Source organism: Argonema galeatum A003/A1 (genome assembly GCF_023333595.1).
In the GTDB taxonomy this organism is placed as follows: Bacteria; Cyanobacteriota; Cyanobacteriia; order Cyanobacteriales; family Aerosakkonemataceae; genus Argonema; species Argonema galeatum.
In genome coordinates this window covers 1-21,730 of record NZ_JAIQZM010000037.1, presented here as the reverse complement: position 1 = coordinate 21,730, position 21,730 = coordinate 1, and the positions used below count along the sequence as shown (strand labels likewise).

Genomic DNA, 21,730 nt, shown 5'->3' with positions numbered 1-21,730 from the left:
AGATTGCTCATCCACAAGCAATATCTTTTTACCGCACCACCCTGATATAGTGTAAAAGTTTTTGAATTTATATTAACTTTTAAAGTTTCATTTCTTTAACATCTGCTAATAAAACAAAAAACACATTTTCCAGTCCCTTTTCAAATCGCAATAATTTGACAAGATCGTGCTGTTCGGAAAGTATGGAGTTGACTATAATCATATCCGGTTTCACGGATAACGCCTTATCGATGCACTCCTGTCCGTTGGAGGCTTCAGTAACGCTGTATCCCTTCGCCTGCAACACATCAGAAACAGTTTTCACGACTGAGGCATCTTCATCAACTACTAGAACTTTCTTTTTCGATGTTCTTTGAGACAGCAACAATCCAATATTATTAAGCAGTTCTTCTGCGTTAACAGGCTTAGTAAAATAGCCGTCTATTCCCAGTCGATACTCCCTCTGCTTATCCTCAATGATTGACAATATGACGATGGGTATACCCATCGTTTGTGGGTCATTTTTTAGCACGGCTGCCACATCAAAACCATTGATCTGAGGCATCATCACATCAAGGATAATTAAGTCTGGTCTGGCCGTTTTTACCTGGGTAATGGCATCCATTCCATCTTTAGCTTCTCTGACTTGATAACCTTCCGGTTCTAGTTGCTGTCTGAGCAATTGGCGAATGTTAGCATCATCATCGACGACGAGAATGCTTTTCTCATGGTTTAACCCAGAGGGTGCTGCTTGTACCAAGCTTTCCTTCAATTGTCTAACCAAGATATCAATAGAAATTTTGTCTGTCTCCGCATTATTGCTGTCAGCGATCGGTAGACTGAATGAGAAATTACTTCCTTGTGTCGGTTGACTTTCCACCCATATTGTGCCGCCATGATGTTCGACAATTTGTTTGCATATAGGTAGCCCTAAACCGCTTCCTTTGGGTTTGTCGGTGAGGGTATCACCCACCTGCTGAAATTTCTCAAACACCTTGTCTCGATCGGCAGGGGCGATCCCAATGCCAGTATCGATGACGCTAAAGATAATTTGGTTATCTTGCTGTCTTGCTTTCACAGTACAAGAGCCTGTTTCTGTGAATTTCATAGAATTGGAAATAAGATTAATTAAAACTTGGAGCAAGCGATCGCGATCGCCCAGCACTTCCGGCAGTCCTTCTGGGACATCCTTAAGCAGGGCAATAGTTTTAGCTTGAAACAGGGAAGATGTGGCAGCGATCGCGCGATCGACAATTTCCGCTACCGAAGAAGGCTGCATATTCCACTCCACCTTACCAGCCTCCATCTTGGCGATATCCAAGACATCATTGATCAACGTCGTCAGTCGCTCGCCTTCAGATATAATAATATTGACATTTTCCTTCACCTGCTTGAATGCCTTTTGAGCTTTGCGATCCGACTCTGGAATTGAGGGAAAGATCGCATCGTCGAGTTTTTTCACAATCAGCTTAGCAAAGCCCAGTACAGAAGTTAAAGGCGTCCGCAATTCGTGGGATACTGTAGAGATAAAATCGGTTTTCATCCGGTCGATTTCTTTTTCCGTCGTGATATCGCGGATAACGCTCACCGTACCGAGACATTCAGCGATCGCCCCTTTAGAAAGAGAAGTTTCTTTAGAAATGGTAGTCGCCACAGCCTTGCCAACTCTACCATCTGCTAGTTCTATCTCTGCCGTCAAAACCTCATTTGGATGTTCCCTAGTTTCAGCTACGAGTGCTGCTATTTGACTGTTGAAAATTTCCTGGCAATCTTTTGCGATCGTATCCCCACCTTCCAGACGAAACATCGCTAACAAAGCCGGATTAACATGAGTAATTTTGCCATTGATATCTGTCACCAACAAACCATCAGCAATATTATTGACGATCGCTCTCAAATAAGCTACAGTATCCTGAACTTCGTTTACTGCTCGTGCTAACTCAAGCGAGATAGCCGCCTGTGCAGAAAGTATTTTCAAAACTTCCAGCCTTTCAGGTGTAAAAGCACTTTTTGTCAGATTGTTTTCCAGATAAATGATACCAACGAGTTTTCCTTGATGAAGAATCGGCGCACAGAGTAGTGATTTAATTTGGTTATTTGTAATATAAGTATCCGTCCCGAACATTCCCTCGCTCGTCGCATCATTTAAAACCACATTTTTCAGAGTTCTTTCTACATAATTGATAATCGTTACGGGAATATTTTGGCTTGTTTCCAGATAAATAGAAGGCAACAAAACCCGATCTTTATCTACAGATTTTTCTGCCGCTACTACTAATTTTCCTTCCTTTACCAGAAGGAGAATGCCCTTTTGAGCGCCAGCATTCTCAATGAGAATGTGCATTAATTTCTCCAGCAACTTGTCGAAAACGATTTCCGACGAAATGGCTTGTGAAGCTTTAATCACCGTATTTAAATCCAGCATCGCTGAACTTCCGCTCGTCGTCGGATTAGCCGTCGGCCTTACTTCGTTCTCAGAAGTTTCTCTAGCTAAGAGCCGCAAGAAAAATTCTGGATATCTTTCTTGCAAATCTCTAACTTTTGCCTTCGCTCCCCAGCGGATATAGCCATAGTAAGCATCAGTTAGATATACTTGAGCAACCTTATCTCTAGTGCGAGAAAGATAAAACTCTGCTGTTAGTTCATTGGCGAGTGCTTCTTCCTGAATGTATCCTTGTTCTTTCGCTCCTTGAATAGCACGTTCATAATATTCCATTGCTCTGCCAATTTCTCCCGAAATTCGCGCTTTCTCTGCTTCTACTAAGTCGTATTTATGCTGATAATTCATCGGCGCATGAACAGCCCATAATTGCATTTTATTTTGATTTTCTTCTACCAGAGCGAGATATTCTTTTTGGATGCTGCTTTCGACTTGAGGATATTCAGCGAGTAAAGCCAGAGAATAGTAAAAATTGTGTAAAGCAACAAATACAAATCCATTCACATTCGCTGTTTGCTCGTTTGCCAAAAAGCCATTTTCGATAGCTATTTTTCCATCTTTAAATAAGTAAGAGAGAATCATTTTGGAAAGATGGATAACAAACAGTGACATACCATCTTTTGCTTCGTGCAACAATGGTAACATTGCGGTTTCATTAAAACTTTTGCCAAGCAAACGTTTTTTTTCAACTTCCAATCCCTGTAGATTTAACGTAAACTGATGCCATATTTGAAGATAGTATATAGTAAATTTTTGTTGTAATTGCATCATTAAATTGATATAAGATAATTGTTGCTGCTCTACAAATTCCAGGGGTTCTCCTATCCAAAAAATGTGATTGCAATAGTGGCAAGCATTATAGCCAACATATTCCATATCTCCGCTTTCTAGTCCACTTTTAATTCCTTCCAATAAAGGCTTAATGCTTTCCTTGATATGCTCTTTCCAGTGTCTAATAAATCCATTAAAGTGAGCATAAACTTTACTTTTTAGTGAATTGGCTTTGAATTGCTCCAACAACCTCAAAGCCACCTGACCAGAATGATATCCAGAATCCAGTTTTCCTGCTCCACATAGCAACCAGCCATAATTAGTATAGGCGATCGCAGCCAACGCTGAATGACCATTTTGAATACAGAGATTCACTAGGGTCAAGCTCACACGCACAAAAATTGTTGGATCTGCAATAATCGCTGGACCAATGACAGTAATCAGGAGTCGCAAAGCTGCCAGTTGATAAGGATCTGTCATTACAGGAATTTCTTCTAGTTGTTCCAATTTGGGCAACTGGAATATTTCCAGAGAGTCGCTGGGTGTGTTTAACAGAGAAAAACCGAGGAGTTCTAGGGCTTGTAGTCCAGTATTGACTGCTTTGAGCATCTGATTTTGAGCAGTATAAAACTGGATTTGAGTCTCATATACTTTCACTCGATCGAGTAGATTTGTAGCCTGTTGCAGGACGACTTCCGCTAAAATAGCTGCCCGATCGAAGTTAGTATTTAAGTATTCCACTTCTACTGCTTCGACATAGAGATTCAGCGTTAAATCATACTGATAATGCCAACTATCTTGATCTAAAAGTCTCAATCCTACCGTTAAATAATTGAGTGCAGGTTCATAAGCAGTCGCCGCTTTAGCTTTCCGAGATGCGATTAGATTTAATTGAGCTAGCCGATCTTTTTCCACCTGGTCAATAATGAATTCAGCACCAATATTCAGTTGGTTTACAATCTCAAATATGTTGTCTTCAATCTCCGTTTCTGGGGTATTTTTCAGGAGCAGTTGACCAATTTTTAGGTGAGTTTCTTTTTTCTGATCTTCGGGAATCAGAGAATAAGCCGCCTGCTGCACGCGGTCATGGAGAAATTTGTAGGAAATTTTAGTAATTGGTAATTGGTAGGATTGTTCATTTTCCATTGTCGATAACCAATTACCCATTCCGACTAGCGGAATCTTGTAGGCATCACTCAGGGGTAAAATCAAACCCAACTGAAGTGCTGGCCACAAATTAGATGCTGTTTCTGAGGAAGATTTTTGATTGACAATTGCGAGAACTTCTAAATTAAATTTATCTCCAATACAAGCTGATAATTTTAATACTTGTTGGGTTTCTAGCGCTAATTTTTGAATATTTCTGGCAATCAATTCGACAATATTATAATCAGTAATACCTACAGCTTGAATTTTTTTAATATTCCACTGCCAACAGGCAGTACTAAAGTTAAATGTCAATAGTTCTTCTTGATGTAGAGTTTGCAACATTTGAGTCAAGAAGAAAGGATTGCCTTGAGTTTTATTGAAAACTAACTCAGCTAACGGCTGAGATTTGGAAGTCTCATCGTGAAGAGTATCGGCAACAAGTAAGCGGACGTTGCTGATATCTAAAGGTTGGAGTGTGATAGTAGCAATACGGACACCAGTTTTTTGAATATCCTCTAATGTGAGCATTAAGGGATGAGTTGAAGTTACTTCATTATCTCGATACGCGCCGATCATCAACAGATATTGGCTATCTGGATCAGTTATTAGCAACTCAATCAATTTCAAGGAAGCTGAATCTGCCCACTGTAAGTCATCTAGGAAAACTACCAGGGGGTGTTCTGGTTTTGTAAATACATGAATAAATTGTTTAAATACTCGATTAAAGCGATTTTGTGATTCAGATGGCCCCAGTGCAGGAACATCTATTTGGGGGCCGATAATCAGTTCTACTTCCGGGATAACATCTATAATTACCTGCCCGTTTATACCCACAGCGTCTAATAGTTTCTCTTGCCAAATAGCTATTTTTTCCGAATTTTCTGTTAACAGTTGTCGGATTAATTCTTGAAATGCTTGAATCATTGAAGCGTAGGGAATATTCCGCTTGAACTGGTCAAATTTGCCTGCTATAAAATAACCCCTTTGCCGAACTATGGGTTTATGAACTTCATTGACTACTGAGGTTTTACCAATCCCTGAGTAGCCACTCACAAGCATCATCTCGCTTTTTCCTTGACTAACTCGGTCAAAGGCTGACAGCAAAGTAAGTACTTCTTCGTCGCGGCCATAGAGTTTTTGTGGGATGGAAAAAGAGCCGGATTTATCCCGCTTACCGATTGAAAAGTCAGAAATATTGCCAGTTGATTGCAGTTGATTTAGACAGGTTTCTAAATCTGCTTTTAGTCCTAAAGCGCTTTGATAACGGTCTTCAGCGGTTTTGGATAATAACTTCATCACGATATCAGAAATCGCGTGGGGAATTTCTGGATTTAGTTGATGGAGTGGGATTGGTTGTTTGGCTATATGACAGTGAACTAATTCTAGGGGTTCGGTGGCATTAAATGGTAGCTGTCCTGTCAAGATTTCATAGAATGTTATTCCTAATGAATAGAAGTCTGTGCGGTAGTCAATTGACCGATTCATTCTGCCTGTCTGTTCTGGTGATATATAGGCTAGGGTTCCTTCTAGTAAATTGGTATTACTAATTTCTGTCGTCTCTCTGGATAGGCGTGATGCTATGCTAAAGTCGATAATTTTAACTTTCCCTGTAGAAGTGTTGACCAGGATGTTATCGGGTTTAATGTCTTTATGTATAATCTGATTTTGATGCAACTGATCTAGGGTTATGGCTAGCTGAATGCTGATTTTTAGGAAGGAAATTAATTCGATTTTTTGAGTCACTAAAATTTTTTTGAGGGATTGTCCTGAAAAGTCTTCTAATATGATTGCTAGACCGTTATGATAGTTTTCTAATGCGTATGCTTTAACAATTCCTTCAATCTCTAATTTTTGCAGAATTTGATATTCATGTCTGAGTCGAGTAATTTGTTCGAGGGTGGGATAATCGGCGAGGAGTGTTTTAATAATCACCGATGTTTGAGACTGTTCCCTAACTCCCCGATAAATAAGAGTATGGAAACCGGCTTGAATTTGTTCGGTGATTATGTAACCTGGAATGGAAATCATTCGTGTTCTCCTATCGCTTTGTGAGGTTATTTTAGTCTGGTATATTAATAACCAAAATTTGCCGAGTGTTCTACAAGTGGTTAACAATATTGAGTTTGATGGCGGTATGTCTGCAAATTAGGAGTAAAATCAACCAGATGGTGATTGTTACTCTCAGGACGACTTAGTGCGATCGCTTTGACGGGAATCTGAATCAAAAACTCTGCACCCTGACCTGGTTCAGATATACACTTCAAGCTGCCTCCATGTTTTTCCACGACAATCTGGTAGCTAATGGACAAACCTAGCCCTGTCCCTTTCCCTACTGGTTTGGTTGTATAGAAGGGGTCAAACAATCTCTTTTTGACCTCATCTGTCATTCCTGGGCCGTTGTCTCGAATGCGAATCACAACAGCGTCCAGAGCGCGGACTACTTCAGTATGAATGGTAATCTGAGGTTGAGGTTGGTTTTCAAGGGCGTCGATCGCATTGCTGATGACGTTCATGAAAACTTGGTTCAACTGACCGGGATAACACTCTACAAGCGGCAAGTCGCCATACTCTTGAGTTGCTTGAATTGCAGGACGTTCTGTTGTCGATTTTAAGCGATGGTGCAATATCATGAGGGTGCTATCGATACCTTCGTGAATGTTCACTGGCTTCATCTCTGCTTGATCCAGACGGGAGAAGTTTCGCAGGGATAAGACGATTTGACGGATGCGATCGACTCCCACCTGCATTGATGATAGTATTTTGGGTAGGTCTTCAACCAGAAAGTCGAGTTCGATCGCTTCTATCTGAGCTTGAATTTCCGGTACTGGTTGCGGATAGTGCTTGCCATAAAGTTGTACAAGATCGAGTAAGCTTTGGGAATATTGATGGGCGTAGGAGAGGTTGCCGTAGATAAAATTGACGGGATTGTTGATTTCGTGGGCTACACCAGCAACCATACAGCCAAGGCTGGACATTTTTTCGCTTTGGATTAGCTGTGCTTGGGTTTGCTGTAATTCGTGCAGGGTTTGCTGTAATTGTCGGGTTTGGGCTTGGGCTGTGGCGGCTGCGATCGCAGTTTCTTGGTATAATTCTGCTTGGTCGAGAGCGATTGCCAGTTGAGTAGCCACAGCCTGCAATAGTTCTACTTCATGGTCGCTCCACTTACGCACTTCTGTACTGTGACCGCAGCTAATTACACCAATTGTTCCAGAGCGAGTTTGAATCGGCAGTGCGAATAAAGAGCTAAATTTTTTATCAAGGAAGAACTCTTTCATTACCGGATCGCTGAGGGTTACGACATTATCTGCCCAAACTACTTCCATATCTAGAAGTTTCTCCGTAAACGAACCAACCTCTACAGCTGAGTAGTAACCCATTAAGCTCGGTAAATCGGGGTTTTTGGCTTCTTTGACAACTTCCCAGTTAGCGGAAGCACGATCGATGTACTCTGTAGGGATTTCCGAAGGATGAATGAAGTTTTCTGCTTTACTTTGGCCTTTTGACCTCGTTTCCTGGCTCTGCCTGGGAACTTTTTTCCCTTCTTCGGGTCTATACCAGATGAATTGGCAGCGATCGATTTGCAGGAGACTGCGGATCTCGGTCACAGCTGTTTCTAAAATGGTATCGAGGTTCAGGGAATGACGGATTTGGCTTGCTAAACGAAAAAGCAAAGCTTCCCGGCGGCTTTCGCGCAGCTGGTTTTCATGGAGAAGGGCATTTTCAATGGCCGATCCAGCTTGAAATGCCAGCATGGTAAGCAGTTTCAGATCTGCTGCTGTGTAATTGACTGGTGTCTTGCTGCTGATTTCGATCGCACCAATTACTTTATCTTTCGTCTTCAAAGGAACGCAAATTAGAGAGCTTACTTGCTCTTTATTTTCTACATATCTGGGATCGGATAACACATCGTTGACTATTTCTCCCGTTCCTCTTGTAACTACGTTACCGATGATGCCTTCACCTAGTTTTAAGGTTGCATTTGGCTGGCATTCTTTACCAAATGCCGAGATGACTTCAAGGCAGCCGTTGACTGGATGTACTAACACGATCGAGCCGCTGGTTGCGTCTACAAGCTCTTTGGCTTCATCGATCGCTAATTTGGCAACTTCTTTTAGTTCTAAAGTTGCCGTTAACTTTTGGGAAATTTGATATAAAACTGTGATTTCTCTATATCGAGCTAATAATTCGTTTGCAAGTGCTTTCTTCTCTAGCTCTTTATTAGCTAAATAAGATATAAAAGCAGCTACAGGAGATGCTTTTTCTGACCCAATTACCCATCCGATCGTTTCTCCTGAAACTTCGATCGGACATCTATTTAATTGATTTTCACTTGCCACCCCAAGCAGCGTATCGCCTTCGGCATCCTGAATGCTGATAGAATTATCAATAGTATTTACCAGGTTGGCGATCGTCGATGAACTTTCTTTTTTAGATAATAGCTTCTTGAGGCCGATCTGAATCATTTTTTTTACCTTATCCTCAATTTGGCATTACCAATTCTCATCATGGTTCATAGGTAGTTGCTTCATCATCTACCTAAAGATATGTTATAATGCAAACTATATTATCATATCTATCAGATTTTACAACTACGTAAATTTGCGTAATTTATTCAATTTTGGATTTTGGATTTTGGATTGACCCCACGGAGCGAGCCGGGGGTTTGAAACCAATAATATCATGTTTGGTAGCATCGCTTACCTAAAAAATTCGTGTGATTATTCTTATCTGCGTTTATCTGCGTTTATCTGTCTTCATCTGCGGTTAAAATTTAACCAACGATGACAACATTAAAATAAATAATTGTAGAATAACTATATTTAAAGTGAAAACTCACTATCGCGATTTTGTGATTCGTTCTTGGGAGGAGGGCGATCTGGCCTTTGCTGCCGATGTCATCCATTCCGTGTTAACCGAGTACGGCTTGCCTTGGGAACCAACAGAGGCAGACAAAGATGTATTGCAGATCGAAGAATGTTATCTGGCAGTTGCGGGAGAGTTCTGGGTGGTGGAACAGGAGGGACAAGTGGTAGGAACAGCTGCTTATTATCCCATCAAAAGAGCGTCAGACGCAGTAGAAATTCGCAAAATGTATCTGTTGCCATCTGCAAGGAGAAAAGGACTGGGGAAATTTTTATTGAAAGAGTTAGAAAGTGCGATCGCATCTAGAGGTTTTCAACAGATTTGGATAGAAACTGCCTCAGTTTTAAAACAAGCAGTGCAACTATATGAAAGCAGCGGCTATCAACCTGCCTCTGGAGTAGAGACAGCGAGATGCGATCGCGTTTATGTAAAACACATCTCTTAGGGAACGGGGACTGGGAATGCCATGCGACTCTAGAATTTGATAGCATAGTTTTTATACCGATTGTCAGATCTGATAAATGTCTTTAAAAGTTGAACTATTAGAACAGAGTTTCCAGCGCATCAGACCTCAAGCTGATGAATTTGCAGCTAGCTTCTACGAGAACCTGTTTGCAGCTAACCCAAAGCTCAAACCTTTATTTAGCAACACGGATATAAAGAAGCAGCAGAAAAAGCTGATCGGTTCCTTAGTGTTAGTGGTAGAAAATCTACGCAGACCAGAAGTTCTAGGGCAAGTGCTAAAAGATTTGGGAGGCAGACACATTCAGTACGGGGTATTACCAAAATATTACCCGATGGTGGGTGAGGCGCTGCTGGTGACTTTTGAGCAGTACCTACAGCTCTCTTGGACTCCTGAAGTAAAACAAGCTTGGGTGGATGCCTATGGTGCGATCGCCAATTTGATGTTAGAAGGTGCCGGTTATACCGCACCATCTCTCCCATCACAGACAGTATCAACCCCTTCCGCCAAAGTGGAGAAAGCACCAGTTCCACAGCAGTCTCCTGTTTTACAGGTCGAATTACAGAAAGTACCAACCCCTTCTTTTGAGGTAAATAAAACACCAACACCACAGAAGTCAGGCGCTTTACAGGTAGAATTACTCGAAAGCAGCTTTGCCAAAGTTAGACCCCAGGCAGAACAATTTGCCGCTAGCTTCTACGAGAACTTGTTTGCGGCTAACCCAGAGGTTAAACCTTTATTTGGCAGCACCGATATGAAGAAGCAGCAGAAAAAGCTGATCAGTTCCTTAGTGCTAGTGGTAGAAAGTCTACGTAGGCCCGAAGTTCTAGGACAAGTGCTAAAAGATTTGGGAGGCAGACACATTAGCTACGGAGTATTACCAAAATATTACCCGATGGTGGGTGAGGCGCTGCTAATGACTTTTGAGCAGTACCTACAGCTCTCTTGGACTCCTGAAGTAAAACAAGCTTGGGTGGATGCCTATGGTGCGATCGCCAATTTGATGTTAGAAGGTGCCGGTTATACCGCACCATCTCTCCCATCACAGACAGTATCAACCCCTGCTGTGGAGGTGGAGAAAGCACCAGTCCCACAAGAGTCTCCAGTTTTACAGGTCGAATTAGTCCAAAAAAACAAATCTGAGCAAATTAAGACCCTGGTACAGGAGCAGATACAGGAGCAGATCAAAGGCTTAAGATCGGTTTTCAGCCAAGGCGTAATAGTAAAACAAATCAAGGAAAAATTCGTTTACTTACAAGAACAATTTGTTTACTGGTTCTGGGAATTACCCACATGGGCAGTCACTCTGATCGTCGTCGGCATAGTACTCTTTCTGATTCTGATCACTAATGAAAACTCTATACTAGGACAAATTTTGGGGAGTCTTGAGTCTCTAAGTGTTGTTGTTGCCGTAGTTCTATTCATTAAGGAAATTCCCGAACGTAAAAAACAATCTCACTACCAAGCTTGGAGTACGATAGATGGAGCGGAAGGAGTAGAGGTAAGCTATGCCCGGTATATGGCACTCCAAGATTTGAATAAGGATGGCGTTATTCTTAGAGGGATAAAAGTTGCTGGTGCAAAATTAGAAAGTATCGATCTAAGTGATGCCGAGCTTAGTGAAAGCGATTTCCATAAAGCGGATTTGGATAATGCCAACTTCAATCGCGCCAACCTGAATCGCGCCAACATAAGTTTTGCCAGCCTCACGAGGGTCAACTTCAGTAGCGCAAATCTGAGTTTTGCCAACCTAAAAGATTCCAACTTGGCTGGTTCCAATCTTAAGAATGCTAACTTGTTTGGTGCGGATTTGAGTAATGCTAGGTTGACTGGTGTCGATCTGAGTAGTGCCAACTTGAGTGCTGCTAACCTGATGGGTGCCAACCTTAGTGGCGCAAACCTAACAGATACTAACTTGAATGGTGCCAACCTAATAGATGCGATCGTGCCTGATGATTTGAGAGATGAATAATTAACTTAGTCAGTAGTCATTAGTCATGGGTCATTGGTCAGTAGTCATTGGTCATTAGACTTCTTGCAGTGAGGTACATAGAAACCAGGTTTCTTCAATAAACCGGGTTTCTCTTGTGTACTTCATCCGACTGCAAGCCGCTGTAAACGCAGATAACGTGCAAATAAATATCGACTTTTGCAACAAGTCTATTTCCAAGGTAAAAGGTAGTACGTAATTTTTTGATTACCAATCACCAATTACCAAATGACCAATGACTAATGACCAATGACTATAGCTTTGATTACAAATTCAAACTTTCCAATTCTTTCCACAAGGTGTTAATAAACTCTTTGGTATCCTTGATGCCCATTTCTCCCAACGCTATCCACTCCCGATCGCTATGCTCTTTGTCAATTCCCATTACCTCATGCGTCCAATAAGGCAAATTATATGGGTCTTCTATAAGCGCACGGGCGATATCCAAGGCACTCTTCCCCGCAAGTTCCTCATTCCACCCGGTTGCTAAACAAAATCTTAGCAATTTGGCCAGGTTGCTGTCAGGCGGAATCGATATCAAAAAGGCCATTTTTTCGGCCAGATTGTGCTTTTGTAAGTCCATTTGTATCTATTTTCGGTTGGTTTACAGAGTATTATAGCTAGGGGCTAGGGGCTTTTTTGCTAGGGACTAGGGGAAGAAGGAAGAGGGGGAGAGGGGGAGAGTGGGGGAATTGGGAATGGGGAATTGGGAATGGAGAATTGGGAATGGAGAATTGGGAATTGGTGATTCTCTCTCCCACTCTCCCGCTCTCCCGCTCTCCCACTCTCCCACTCTCCCGCTCCCCCACTCCCCCACTCCCCCACTCTCCCACTCTCCCACTCTCCCACTCTTTAAAATGCTGTACCTCACTGAAAGAGAAAACCTCTGTATACCGGCATCTGGGGTGGAGGCGGGGTGATGCGTGAGCGTTTATGTCAAATATCTGACTGGGGTTTGGCAAGTTTGGTCAGGTGCGTTACCCTCAAGCTAACGCACCCTACGCACTATCGGCTCAATGCCCGTAAGAAACGTTCCATATTGGTGAAAAGTCCGGGTTTTTTGGGACGTGGGGCATCACCTGCATTGGCGCTGTTAGGCTGAGTTGCGTTGAATAGAATTCGATCGAGTTCGTCGCCAACGGGTTTTTTAGGCAATTCGGCAATCAAATTGTAGTTTTCGCTATTTTGGAGCCAAACCTGCCAAGGAGAGGGATAGCAGCGAAACAAAGCTGCCCCTTCTACGGGTTTGACATAGTAGCAAGATTCCAAGGTATTGAGTAACCGTTCCCGCAGTTGACGGGCAGTATAACCGATACCGACAGTAGCGGCATCTTCCAAGTGGGGAATGAGTAAAATAACGGGCCTTGAGCCCGCTGCGTTGCACAGCTTTTCTACTTCCCCCACTTCCACCGCACTGAGGTCAACCAGCAAGAATACCTCATCTTCCGGCTCAATTTTGTTTTGGATGGGAGTTCTACCCATGCCAATGTCTTGAATTTTAAAAGGAACTTCTCCCCAGTCGCGGCGGGCCAATGCGGCAGCACCGGCATCGGGGAAAAAAACTTTCAGGTGGGAAATGCGGTCTTCAAAGACGGGGATGAATTGCTGGGCGATGGACTGTGCTTGGAGTGCGATTTCTGGGAAATTTAACTCTACTTGCAGCCGGGAGCAACCATTTGCGATCGCAGCCAGGGTAGCTTCGCGAGATTGTGCGATCGCTTCTTCAAGACTTTGGGGTAGTTCTGCCATAATGTATTTTTTTGCTTACAGGTTATTGTACTGTGATAGTACCAGCACAAACATTGATATTTATCTATCCAGCTTCCCCAGAAAATTCAATGGCATTAAATGAAGAAGTATTAGTCGCCATCCTACCTAATCGGCTAGATTTGGAAATTGCTCGCGATCGCCATTGGTATCGCATTCCTGTAGATAAGGTGCATAAATTTCTCAATCAGCGTTGGCCTCCTCAATGGATTGCTTTTTACCAACCAGGAACTTTTGGCAAACAAGCTTTTGCCGTTAGATATTATGCTAAAATTGAGCAAATTAGCGAAGTTTTTCGGTCGGAATTTTTTCCAGAATTACCAAAGGACAGAAAAAGCCGCCAGCGTTATTCTAAACTAGAGTTATCCTCATTGCAACGTTTAGAAACATCAATATTCAGCCGTCGATCGCGTCGGATTGTTTTCATCCAAACTACCTGGGAAAAATTCACCAATGCAGGTGAGATTAACGATTTGTATGATGAAAGTCCTCTGGAAGATAAATTGTGGGCTGAATTTAAACAATTAGAAATTAATGCCGAACGTCAGGAGTTTGTGACAGCTAGAAACAATAACTACGCCCTTGACTTTGCCATTTACTGTACTTACGGTAAAATCAATATTGAAACTGACGGCGATACCTGGCACGCTGACAAAGAACGCATTCCTTTAGATAATCAGCGAAATAACGACTTGCAAACAGAAGGTTGGGATATCTTGCGATTCAATACTTATCACATTCAAGAAAAAATGGCTGAGGATTGTCTACCGATAATTATTGAAAATATTAACCGTCTCGGAGGTTTGAAGGAAGAAGGTAGAGGTTTCCCGCGTTTAATTAAATCGAATTCATCGGCTGAATTTGTGCAATTGAGTTTGTTTTAAATTTTAAATTTGAGGACTCTACCAAGGGTGGATTATCTAAGAGGAGGATATACTGAATGGAAGATGAAGTGCGAGCCGACTACGACAGCGCTTGGAAAGAAGCCCTAACTGTCTATTTTGAGCCATTTATGGCTTTTTGTTTTGCAGATACTCACAGCGATATTGATTGGGAGAAAGGTTATGAAACTTTAGACACCGAATTGCAAGAAGTGATTCGCGATGCCGAGACAGGCAGGCGTTTAGCAGATAAGCTAGTAAAAGTATGGCTGAACTCCGGCGAAGAAGCGATTGTGTTAATTCATGTCGAAATTCAAGGACAAGAGCAGTCAGATTTTGCCGAGCGGATGTATATTTACAATCATCGGTTATTCGATCGCTATCGGCAAAAAGTCTTCAGCTTTGCCGTATTGGGAGATGAAAACACCAATTGGCGACCGACAGGCTATAGTTATAGTCGATGGGGATTTGAGAGCAGTTTGCAGTTTCCGGTAGTGAAACTGCTCGACTATCCAGCAGCTACCCTAGAGGAAAGCACTAATCCCTTTGCTACCATTATCGCCGCGCATCTGGAAACCCAAGCAACACGCAGTGATTTACCGCGCCGTTTCCAGTTAAAATTGAGGTTAGTGCGACGACTGTACGAGCGCGGCTATAGTAAAAATCAGATTTTGGAGTTGTTCCGGTTCATTGAATGGATCATGGCATTACCGGAGGCAGTTCAGCAAGAGTTTAAAACTGAAATCAAGCGAATAGAGGAGGAAAGGCGAATGCCATACATTACCAGTTTTGAGCGGGATGGTATACAGCAGGGTCGCCTGCAAACGTCTCACGAGGCTGTAATTGATGTTCTGGAAACGCGGTTTTTAACTGTGCCAGATGCCTTAAAAAATCGCATTTTTGCGATCGAAGATTTAGCAATGCTGAAACGACTGCATAAACGCGCTATTACTGTTACTTCGGTGCAGGAGTTTGAGGAGTTATTGGCACAAGGAGAGTTTTAACGGGATAGAGGAGGAAAGGCGAATGCCATACATTACCAGTTTTGAGCGGGATGGGATACAGGATGGGATACAGCAGGGTCGCCTGCAAACGTCTCGCGAAAATGTTATTGATGTTCTGGAAACGCGGTTTTTAACTGTGCCAGATGCCTTAAGGAGTAGCATTTTTGCGATCGAAGATTTAGCGCTACTGAAACGACTACTTAAACGCGCTATTACTGTAAATTCGGTGCAGGCGTTTGAGGAGTTATTGGCACAAGGAGAGCGTTAAATGTATCCCCTGAATTCAACGCCCAGCTAATGCCACCTCTGGTATCAATCTTTGCAACACTTGCTTCAGTACGATCGCAGTCCAGTCCACATCAGCTGCTGTCGTGTCACGCCCCAAAGTCAGGCGAATTCCCGCTTTTGCCATCTGGGTACTGTACCCCATCGCCAGCAGGATAGGACTGGGGTTGAGTTTGCCGCTACTGCAAGCAGCACCAGCACTAATACCAACACCAGCTAAGTTCATTTGCCGCACGATGGTTTTGCCGGTGAGCTTTTTACCATCGGCATCCTGCAAGCAGAAACTGACATGGTGAGGCAAACGGTGCCAACGGTGACCCGTGGGTGTCAAACTGGGAGTATCGGAAAGTTGGTCGAAAAGACGATCGCGCAACCCAATCAACCTGGACGTTTCCGTAGCCATTTCTTGCGCCGCCAGTTCCGCAGCTACTCCAAAACCGGCAATAATTGGCACAGCTTGAGTTCCAGAACGCAAGCGCATTTCTTGCCCTCCACCACCCAACAAAGGAACTAATTCCACGCCGGGACGGACGTACAGCGCCCCAGACCCTTGAGGGCCATAAATTTTGTGACTGGAAAGGGAAAGTAAATCTACCGGCAATTTTTGCACATCGATCGGCAAACGCCCAGCTACTTGAACTGCATCTGTGTGGAACAGCACTCCGCGATCGCGGACAATATTTCCCAAAGCTTCGATCGGTTGTAGAGTGCCAACTTCACTCTGACCGTAGATTATCGAAACTAAAACCGTATTGGGTTGCAGCGCGTTTTCCAAGTCATTTTCGTTAACTCGTCCCCACCTATCCACCGGCAAGCGCGTCACTTTCCAGCCCCATTGTTCCAGCAGCTGTACTGGTTCTGCCACAGCTGAATGCTCAACGCTGGAAATAATAATGTGCTGAGGTTTGGTGTAACATCGAGCCACACCCATAATTGCCAGATTGTCTGCCTCAGTGCCGCCAGAGGTAAATATAATAGACTCTGCCGGTGCCTTAATTAGTCCAGCCACCTGCATTCTGGCTTGTTCTAATATCGTTGCTGCCCGTTGTCCCCACTCGTGCAAACTGGAGGGGTTGCCCCACTGTTGGGTGAGGACTTCTTGCATAGCGGCGATCGCCTCTGGGCGGGTCGGTGTTGTAGCGCTGTAATCTAGATAAATTTGCATAATCTTTAGGCGTTAGAGGTCGCGACGACCGACTGGCTCTCTAATTTCAGCATATACCGCCAACGTCTAACAACTAGCTAACTTCCCGGTTTGCGGACATTGTAGTCCTCATGGGACAAGACAGCTAGGGGAATTAAGATATTACCGCAGTCCCGGCAGAGCATTCGGTAGTTGCGGGTGATGGGAATGCTGACCACGAAGCGATCGTGCCGCAATCGCTTGCCGCCAAAATCTGTGTAATTTTTGTGCTGCTGTAAAGCCGCAATCACAGTGCGTGCCTTGACCACCACATGGATGGGTAGATCCCTTAAATCTATGGGATCATCGGCAAAAGTGGACTCCCACTCGTTTTTTAGCTGTCTTTTTTGTTCCAGTACGGCTTTTTTTTGGGCACACAGATGGCACATTTGACCATAGCCCTTGTGGCCGCACTGAAATTGCTTTTTTCTTCTAGGCATAACAACAGATGAAAATACCTCTGCGTTGAGGTCTTTCTTTCCACAGGCGTCACTTTCCGTGGGGCACACGCTAGTTTTTGAAAGATGCTTTAAAGCGGCTTTCAAAATAATAAACTTTAGATTACAGAATTTTAGCAAGAAAACTCACCGCTTCTAGCTGTGGGATCGGTTGCTTGCCGCTAAATGGGTAAAAATAGACTGCTTTCACTTATTGACTTATGGACATTAATTTGATATATGCAATCGTGAGGCAAGTAGCAACGATTCTTTTAGCACTGACCTTAGCTGCTTGTCAACGGGCTGGGCCGCAAACTCAGCGATCGGCCCCTTTACCCCTGCCCCAAGATCCTGTTGTTAAAGTTTACTTCAACCACTCTGAGTCGGCTGAGTACAGAGAACCCTACCGCAAGCAAACGCGATCGGGAGATGACTTGGAACAGCAGATAGTCGATGCGATCGCCACTGCTAAGTCTACCGTGGATGTGGCTGTTCAGGAGTTGCGGTTACCTCATATTGCCAAGGCTTTGGCCGATCGCAAAAAAGCTGGGGTTAAGGTAAGGGTAATTCTGGAGAATACTTACAGCCGTCCTTGGAGTAAATTTACACCAGATGAGGTAGCGAAACTACCGGAACGGGAACGCGGACGCTACAACGAATTTGTCAAGTTAGCAGACCAAAATGGCGATAATAAACTCAGCCAAGATGAGATCGATCGAGGGGATGCGATCGTCATGTTGCAAAATGCCGGTATTCCCATAATTGATGATACCGCTGATGGTTCAAAAGGCAGTGCTTTAATGCACCATAAATTTGTCGTCGTTGACGATCGCACTCTCATTATTACATCGGCAAATTTTACAACTAGCGACATTCACGGCGACTTTATATCTCCCAGCAGTTTGGGAAATGCTAACAATCTTCTCAGCATTGATAATTCCGAATTAGCAACTCTTTTCACAGCAGAATTTAACATTCTATGGGGCGATGGCCCTGGTGGTAATCCAGATAGCAAATTTGGCATCAAAAAGCCGTTTCGACCAGTTCAGCAAATCACTCTAGGAACTACTACCATTGCAGTTCATTTCTCGCCAACATCATCAACGCAGCCTTGGGAAGAAAGCAGCAACGGTCTGATCGGTAAAACCTTAAATACCGCTACCCAATCGGTAAATATGGCGTTGTTTGTATTTTCAGAACAGCGACTTGCGAATATCTTAGAAACTGACAATCAACGCGGTGTGCAAATACGAGCTTTAATCGATGCCGACTTTGCCTATCGCAGCTATAGCGAAGCGCTGGATATGATGGGCGTTGCTTTGCTTAATAATTGCAAATACGAAGTTGATAACCGTCCTTGGCAAAATCCGATTACCACTGTAGGCATTCCCCAACTAAAAAAAGGCGATCTGTTGCATCACAAATTTGGTGTTGTAGACAAACAAATTGTTATTACTGGTTCCCACAACTGGTCAGCAGCAGCAAACACTAATAATGACGAAACAGTTTTAGTAATTCAAAGTCCCACCGTTGCAGCCCATTTTGAGCGCGAGTTCGATCGGCTTTATGCTGATTCTATACTCGGTTTACCAGATGGAATTAAGCAAAAAATTAAGAATCAGCAGCAACAATGTCCGCCCCTAAAAACCGTATCTTCACCTTCGGCGGCAAGTTCAACTACAGCTAAAGTTAGCGAAAATACCATTAATCAGAAAGTTAATCTCAATACTGCTAGCCAACAGGAATTGGAAGCTTTACCAGGAGTGGGGCCTAAATTGGCGCAGCAAATTATTCAGTCACGTCAAAAGAAACCTTTCACTTCTTTACAAGATTTGGACAATGTGCCAGGAGTCGGGCCGAGTTTGTTGGATAAGTTGAAAGACCGAGTTACTTGGTAGAAACTCTATGTCATTATCAATGAAGGATGTTCTGGATATCGCACTGTTGTCATCGTTGGTTAAATTTTTACCGCAGATAAGGAAGGACAGATGAACGCAGATAAACGCAGATAAGAATAAGAATACGAATTTTTTAGGTAACCGATGCGTAAGGATATGATATGAACACTCTCTGGTGTAGAGTCAATTCATGAATCGACTCTACATCTGTAGCAAACATTTATTTTTGAGGTTGTAGGGTGCGTCAGATCCCAAAATTTAGGAGATAATCACTAATTTTATCGCTCTGACGTACCCTACTTAATGTAACTAGCAACTTGCGTTAGTAGGGTGTGAAATGTCTAAGCTGCCAACATTTGTTCAGCCGTCAGAGTAAATTCTGAGAAAGCCTGAGAGACAATGCGCTGGTTTCCTGTAAACTCTGTTATCTGATAGTTCCCATTCACCAGAAACAGAACTGAAACCTTGAACTTGCGGAGGTCTACAATCCAATATTCGGGAATTCCAATAGTTTTATATTCAGATTGTTTGGTTTCGTAATCTGTCTTCTTGGAACCAGGACTAACTACTTCAACCACCAACAACGGCGGGTTTCTCAAAACAGCTGCTGCCTTCTTGTCGGCTTTAAGTCCAGTCCATTGTGCTTGAGTTATAACACACAGGTCTGGGGTACGAGAGCGGTCTTTTCCGGTATCTGGAGCGGTGCCTACATACACCCCTACATCGCGTTTAACAATCCAAGAGTGCGACTTTGTTGTGATTTCTGCCCTAAAAGTGTCAGACAATAAATCAATTACATCTGACTGGTCGGCAGTTGGCAAAGGAACCATTACTAACTCCCCATTAACAAGTTCATAACGGTTATCGGTTCCGTCATCGTAGGTTAGATACTCCTCAAAGGTCAAGGTGGGGGTAGGGGTTTTAATCATGGCGTAAGCTCCTTAAGCAGACGCTTATTCAGCCATCCTAGCAGTATCAATGTAGAAAGCGTTATTATCTTTGCCGATCGCTAACCTTCGATCGCGAATCGTAGTACCTGTAATTTCCTCATAAAGCAAACTGGTATCTTTTCCTAAGATTATTTCTCGTTCGTTGGCGATCGCTTTTTGAGCCCAAAGTCCTTGGGCTGTACCATTCTCTACAAGGCGGAATTTAAACGAAATCCCAGAAGTTGTCGGGGACATCAGAAAACTCCTTAGCATTGGATACAGACTACTACAGCTTGTTATCCTGAAGAAAGTTCCCCTGCTATCACTCCCGCGCAATCAACCATGACCCAACAACCTGCACGCATATGTATACTCGGCGGAGGCTTTGGCGGTCTGTATACCGCTCTGCGATTGAGCCAGCTACCTTGGGAAAAGGCGTCTAAACCCGAAATTGTGCTGGTGGATAAAAGCGATCGCTTCGTATTCACCCCCCTCCTCTACGAACTGATTACCGGCGAACTGCAAACTTGGGAAATAGCCCCACCCTTCGCAGAAATACTAAGCAACACAGATGTACGTTTTTGTCAAGGAGTAGTGGCGGGGATTGATGTAGAACAGCACCGGGTTTATTTGCAGGATGGCCCCGAAATACCCTACGACAAGTTAGTCTTAGCCTTGGGTGGAGAATCTCCTCTAGATATCGTTCCTGGTGCTAGTTCCTACGCTTTTCCCTTCCGTTCCCTCACCGATGCTTATCGTCTGGAAGAAAGACTGCGAGTTTTAGAAGCATCACAAGCAGATAAAATTCGAGTAGCGATCGTCGGTGGTGGTTATTGCGGCGTTGAGTTAGCTTGCAAACTAGCCGATAGACTGGGAGAACGCGGACGCTTCCGCTTAATCGAACAAAGCGATCGCATTCTGCGAACATCGCCCGAATTTAACCGAGAAACAGCACGCAAAGCTTTAGAGGCGCGGGGTATCTGGATAGATTTGGAAACCACCGTTGACTCGATCGGGCCAGAAACCATCTCCCTACTGTATAAAGCACAGCTAGACACCATCCCAGCCGAGCTGATACTGTGGACGGTGGGAATGCAAGGATCTGCGATCGTGCGTAATCTCCCCCTCAAACAAAATCAGCGTTCACAGCTAACCACCACACCTACCCTGCAAGCAATTGACCATCCAGAAATCTTTGTACTGGGAGATTTAGCAGATTGTCGCGATGGGGAAGGTCAGCAAGTACCCGACTCAGCACAAGCAGCTTACCAGCAATCCCACTTTGCAGCTTGGAATGTTTGGGCTTCCCTGTGCGATCGTCCGTTGCTTTCCTTCCAATATCAGAATTTAGGAGAAATGCTCACTCTGGGAACTGACAGCGCCACTATCAGCGGCATGGGAGTGCAATTGGACGGTCAGTTAGCTTATCTTGCCCGTCGCCTCGCCTATCTGTATCGGATGCCAAATACAGAACATCAGTTAAGAGTCGGCGTAAACTGGATAGCTAATCCTATATTGGAATTAATCAATCCTAGTTGATTAATTGGTCATCAGTCATTAATCAAAAGTCATTGGTTTTCCGGTACATACCCCGCCCAAGCGTAGGCCAAAAATCTAATGACTAATGACTAATGACTAATGACTAATGACTAATGACTAATGACTAATGACTAATGACTAATGACTAATGA

Annotated in this window: 14 protein-coding genes and 2 pseudogenes; 7 read left to right on the top strand and 9 right to left on the bottom strand. The window is 43.5% G+C overall.

The window, feature by feature from the left end:
* Positions 1 to 79: 79 nt before the first annotated feature.
* The 3 genes and pseudogenes from LAY41_RS26400 to LAY41_RS32905 form a co-directional block, all read right to left on the bottom strand.
* Positions 80 to 6,367, bottom strand: a complete 6,288-nt coding sequence (locus LAY41_RS26400; protein WP_249104631.1) for an AAA family ATPase — start codon at positions 6,365 to 6,367, stop codon at positions 80 to 82.
* A 176-nt stretch (positions 6,368 to 6,543) separates the two neighbouring features.
* Positions 6,544 to 8,028: pseudogene (locus LAY41_RS32910) on the bottom strand (GAF domain-containing sensor histidine kinase); the annotation flags it as partial.
* Between the two features lie 39 nt (positions 8,029 to 8,067).
* Positions 8,068 to 8,802, bottom strand: a pseudogene (locus LAY41_RS32905) (GAF domain-containing protein); the annotation flags it as partial.
* Positions 8,803 to 9,164: 362 nt separating this feature from the next.
* Between LAY41_RS32905 and LAY41_RS26385 the strand changes: the two are divergent.
* Together LAY41_RS26385 and LAY41_RS26380 are read left to right on the top strand one after the other, a co-directional pair.
* Positions 9,165 to 9,647 carry a GNAT family N-acetyltransferase gene (locus LAY41_RS26385; RefSeq protein ID WP_249104629.1) on the top strand — a complete coding sequence of 161 codons (483 nt, stop codon included), beginning with the start codon at positions 9,165 to 9,167 and terminating at the stop codon, positions 9,645 to 9,647.
* Positions 9,648 to 9,723: 76 nt separating this feature from the next.
* Complete coding sequence (locus tag LAY41_RS26380) at positions 9,724 to 11,637, top strand: globin domain-containing protein (RefSeq protein WP_249104627.1); 1,914 nt, start codon at positions 9,724 to 9,726, stop codon at positions 11,635 to 11,637.
* A gap of 283 nt (positions 11,638 to 11,920) precedes the next feature.
* Here the strand turns inward: LAY41_RS26380 and LAY41_RS26375 are convergent, their stop codons facing one another.
* Complete coding sequence (locus LAY41_RS26375) at positions 11,921 to 12,238, bottom strand: hypothetical protein (RefSeq protein ID WP_249104625.1); 318 nt, start codon at positions 12,236 to 12,238, stop codon at positions 11,921 to 11,923.
* 422 nt (positions 12,239 to 12,660) lie between these two features.
* Positions 12,661 to 13,404, bottom strand: a complete 744-nt coding sequence (locus tag LAY41_RS26370; RefSeq protein ID WP_249104623.1) for a DUF1995 family protein — start codon at positions 13,402 to 13,404, stop codon at positions 12,661 to 12,663.
* 89 nt (positions 13,405 to 13,493) lie between these two features.
* Here LAY41_RS26370 and LAY41_RS26365 point away from each other — a divergent pair, with 89 nt between their 5' ends.
* Genes LAY41_RS26365 through LAY41_RS26355 form a run of 3 tightly spaced genes read left to right on the top strand, consistent with a single transcriptional unit; the run spans position 13,494 to position 15,575 of the window.
* On the top strand, positions 13,494 to 14,306 hold the full coding sequence (locus LAY41_RS26365) for a DUF559 domain-containing protein (RefSeq protein ID WP_249104621.1): 813 nt from the start codon (positions 13,494 to 13,496) through the stop codon (positions 14,304 to 14,306).
* Between the two features lie 56 nt (positions 14,307 to 14,362).
* Positions 14,363 to 15,307 (top strand): RpnC/YadD family protein, encoded by a 945-nt coding sequence (locus LAY41_RS26360; protein WP_249104620.1) that lies wholly within the window; start codon positions 14,363 to 14,365, stop codon positions 15,305 to 15,307.
* Between the two features lie 22 nt (positions 15,308 to 15,329).
* Positions 15,330 to 15,575: a hypothetical protein gene (locus LAY41_RS26355; RefSeq protein WP_249104618.1), complete on the top strand. Its 246-nt coding sequence runs from the start codon at positions 15,330 to 15,332 to the stop codon at positions 15,573 to 15,575.
* A gap of 15 nt (positions 15,576 to 15,590) precedes the next feature.
* Here the strand turns inward: LAY41_RS26355 and LAY41_RS26350 are convergent, their stop codons facing one another.
* Complete coding sequence (locus LAY41_RS26350) at positions 15,591 to 16,757, bottom strand: cysteine desulfurase family protein (protein WP_249104616.1); 1,167 nt, start codon at positions 16,755 to 16,757, stop codon at positions 15,591 to 15,593.
* A 77-nt stretch (positions 16,758 to 16,834) separates the two neighbouring features.
* Complete coding sequence (locus LAY41_RS26345; RefSeq protein WP_249104683.1) at positions 16,835 to 17,215, bottom strand: DUF7682 family zinc-binding protein; 381 nt, start codon at positions 17,213 to 17,215, stop codon at positions 16,835 to 16,837.
* Between the two features lie 230 nt (positions 17,216 to 17,445).
* Here LAY41_RS26345 and LAY41_RS26340 point away from each other — a divergent pair, with 230 nt between their 5' ends.
* Positions 17,446 to 19,110 (top strand): DUF655 domain-containing protein, encoded by a 1,665-nt coding sequence (locus LAY41_RS26340; RefSeq protein WP_420840352.1) that lies wholly within the window; start codon positions 17,446 to 17,448, stop codon positions 19,108 to 19,110.
* A gap of 341 nt (positions 19,111 to 19,451) precedes the next feature.
* On the opposite strand, the gene LAY41_RS26335 is transcribed toward LAY41_RS26340, so the two are convergent.
* Together LAY41_RS26335 and LAY41_RS26330 are read right to left on the bottom strand one after the other, a co-directional pair.
* Positions 19,452 to 20,039, bottom strand: a complete 588-nt coding sequence (locus tag LAY41_RS26335) for a Uma2 family endonuclease (protein ID WP_249104614.1) — start codon at positions 20,037 to 20,039, stop codon at positions 19,452 to 19,454.
* A 24-nt stretch (positions 20,040 to 20,063) separates the two neighbouring features.
* Entirely contained in the window at positions 20,064 to 20,294 is a 231-nt protein-coding gene (locus tag LAY41_RS26330; RefSeq protein ID WP_249104613.1) for a hypothetical protein, read from the bottom strand.
* Positions 20,295 to 20,381: 87 nt separating this feature from the next.
* Here LAY41_RS26330 and LAY41_RS26325 point away from each other — a divergent pair, with 87 nt between their 5' ends.
* A complete protein-coding gene (locus LAY41_RS26325; RefSeq protein WP_249104611.1) occupies positions 20,382 to 21,578 on the top strand; it encodes an NAD(P)/FAD-dependent oxidoreductase in 1,197 nt (398 codons plus the stop codon).
* The last annotated feature ends 152 nt before the right edge of the window (positions 21,579 to 21,730 follow it).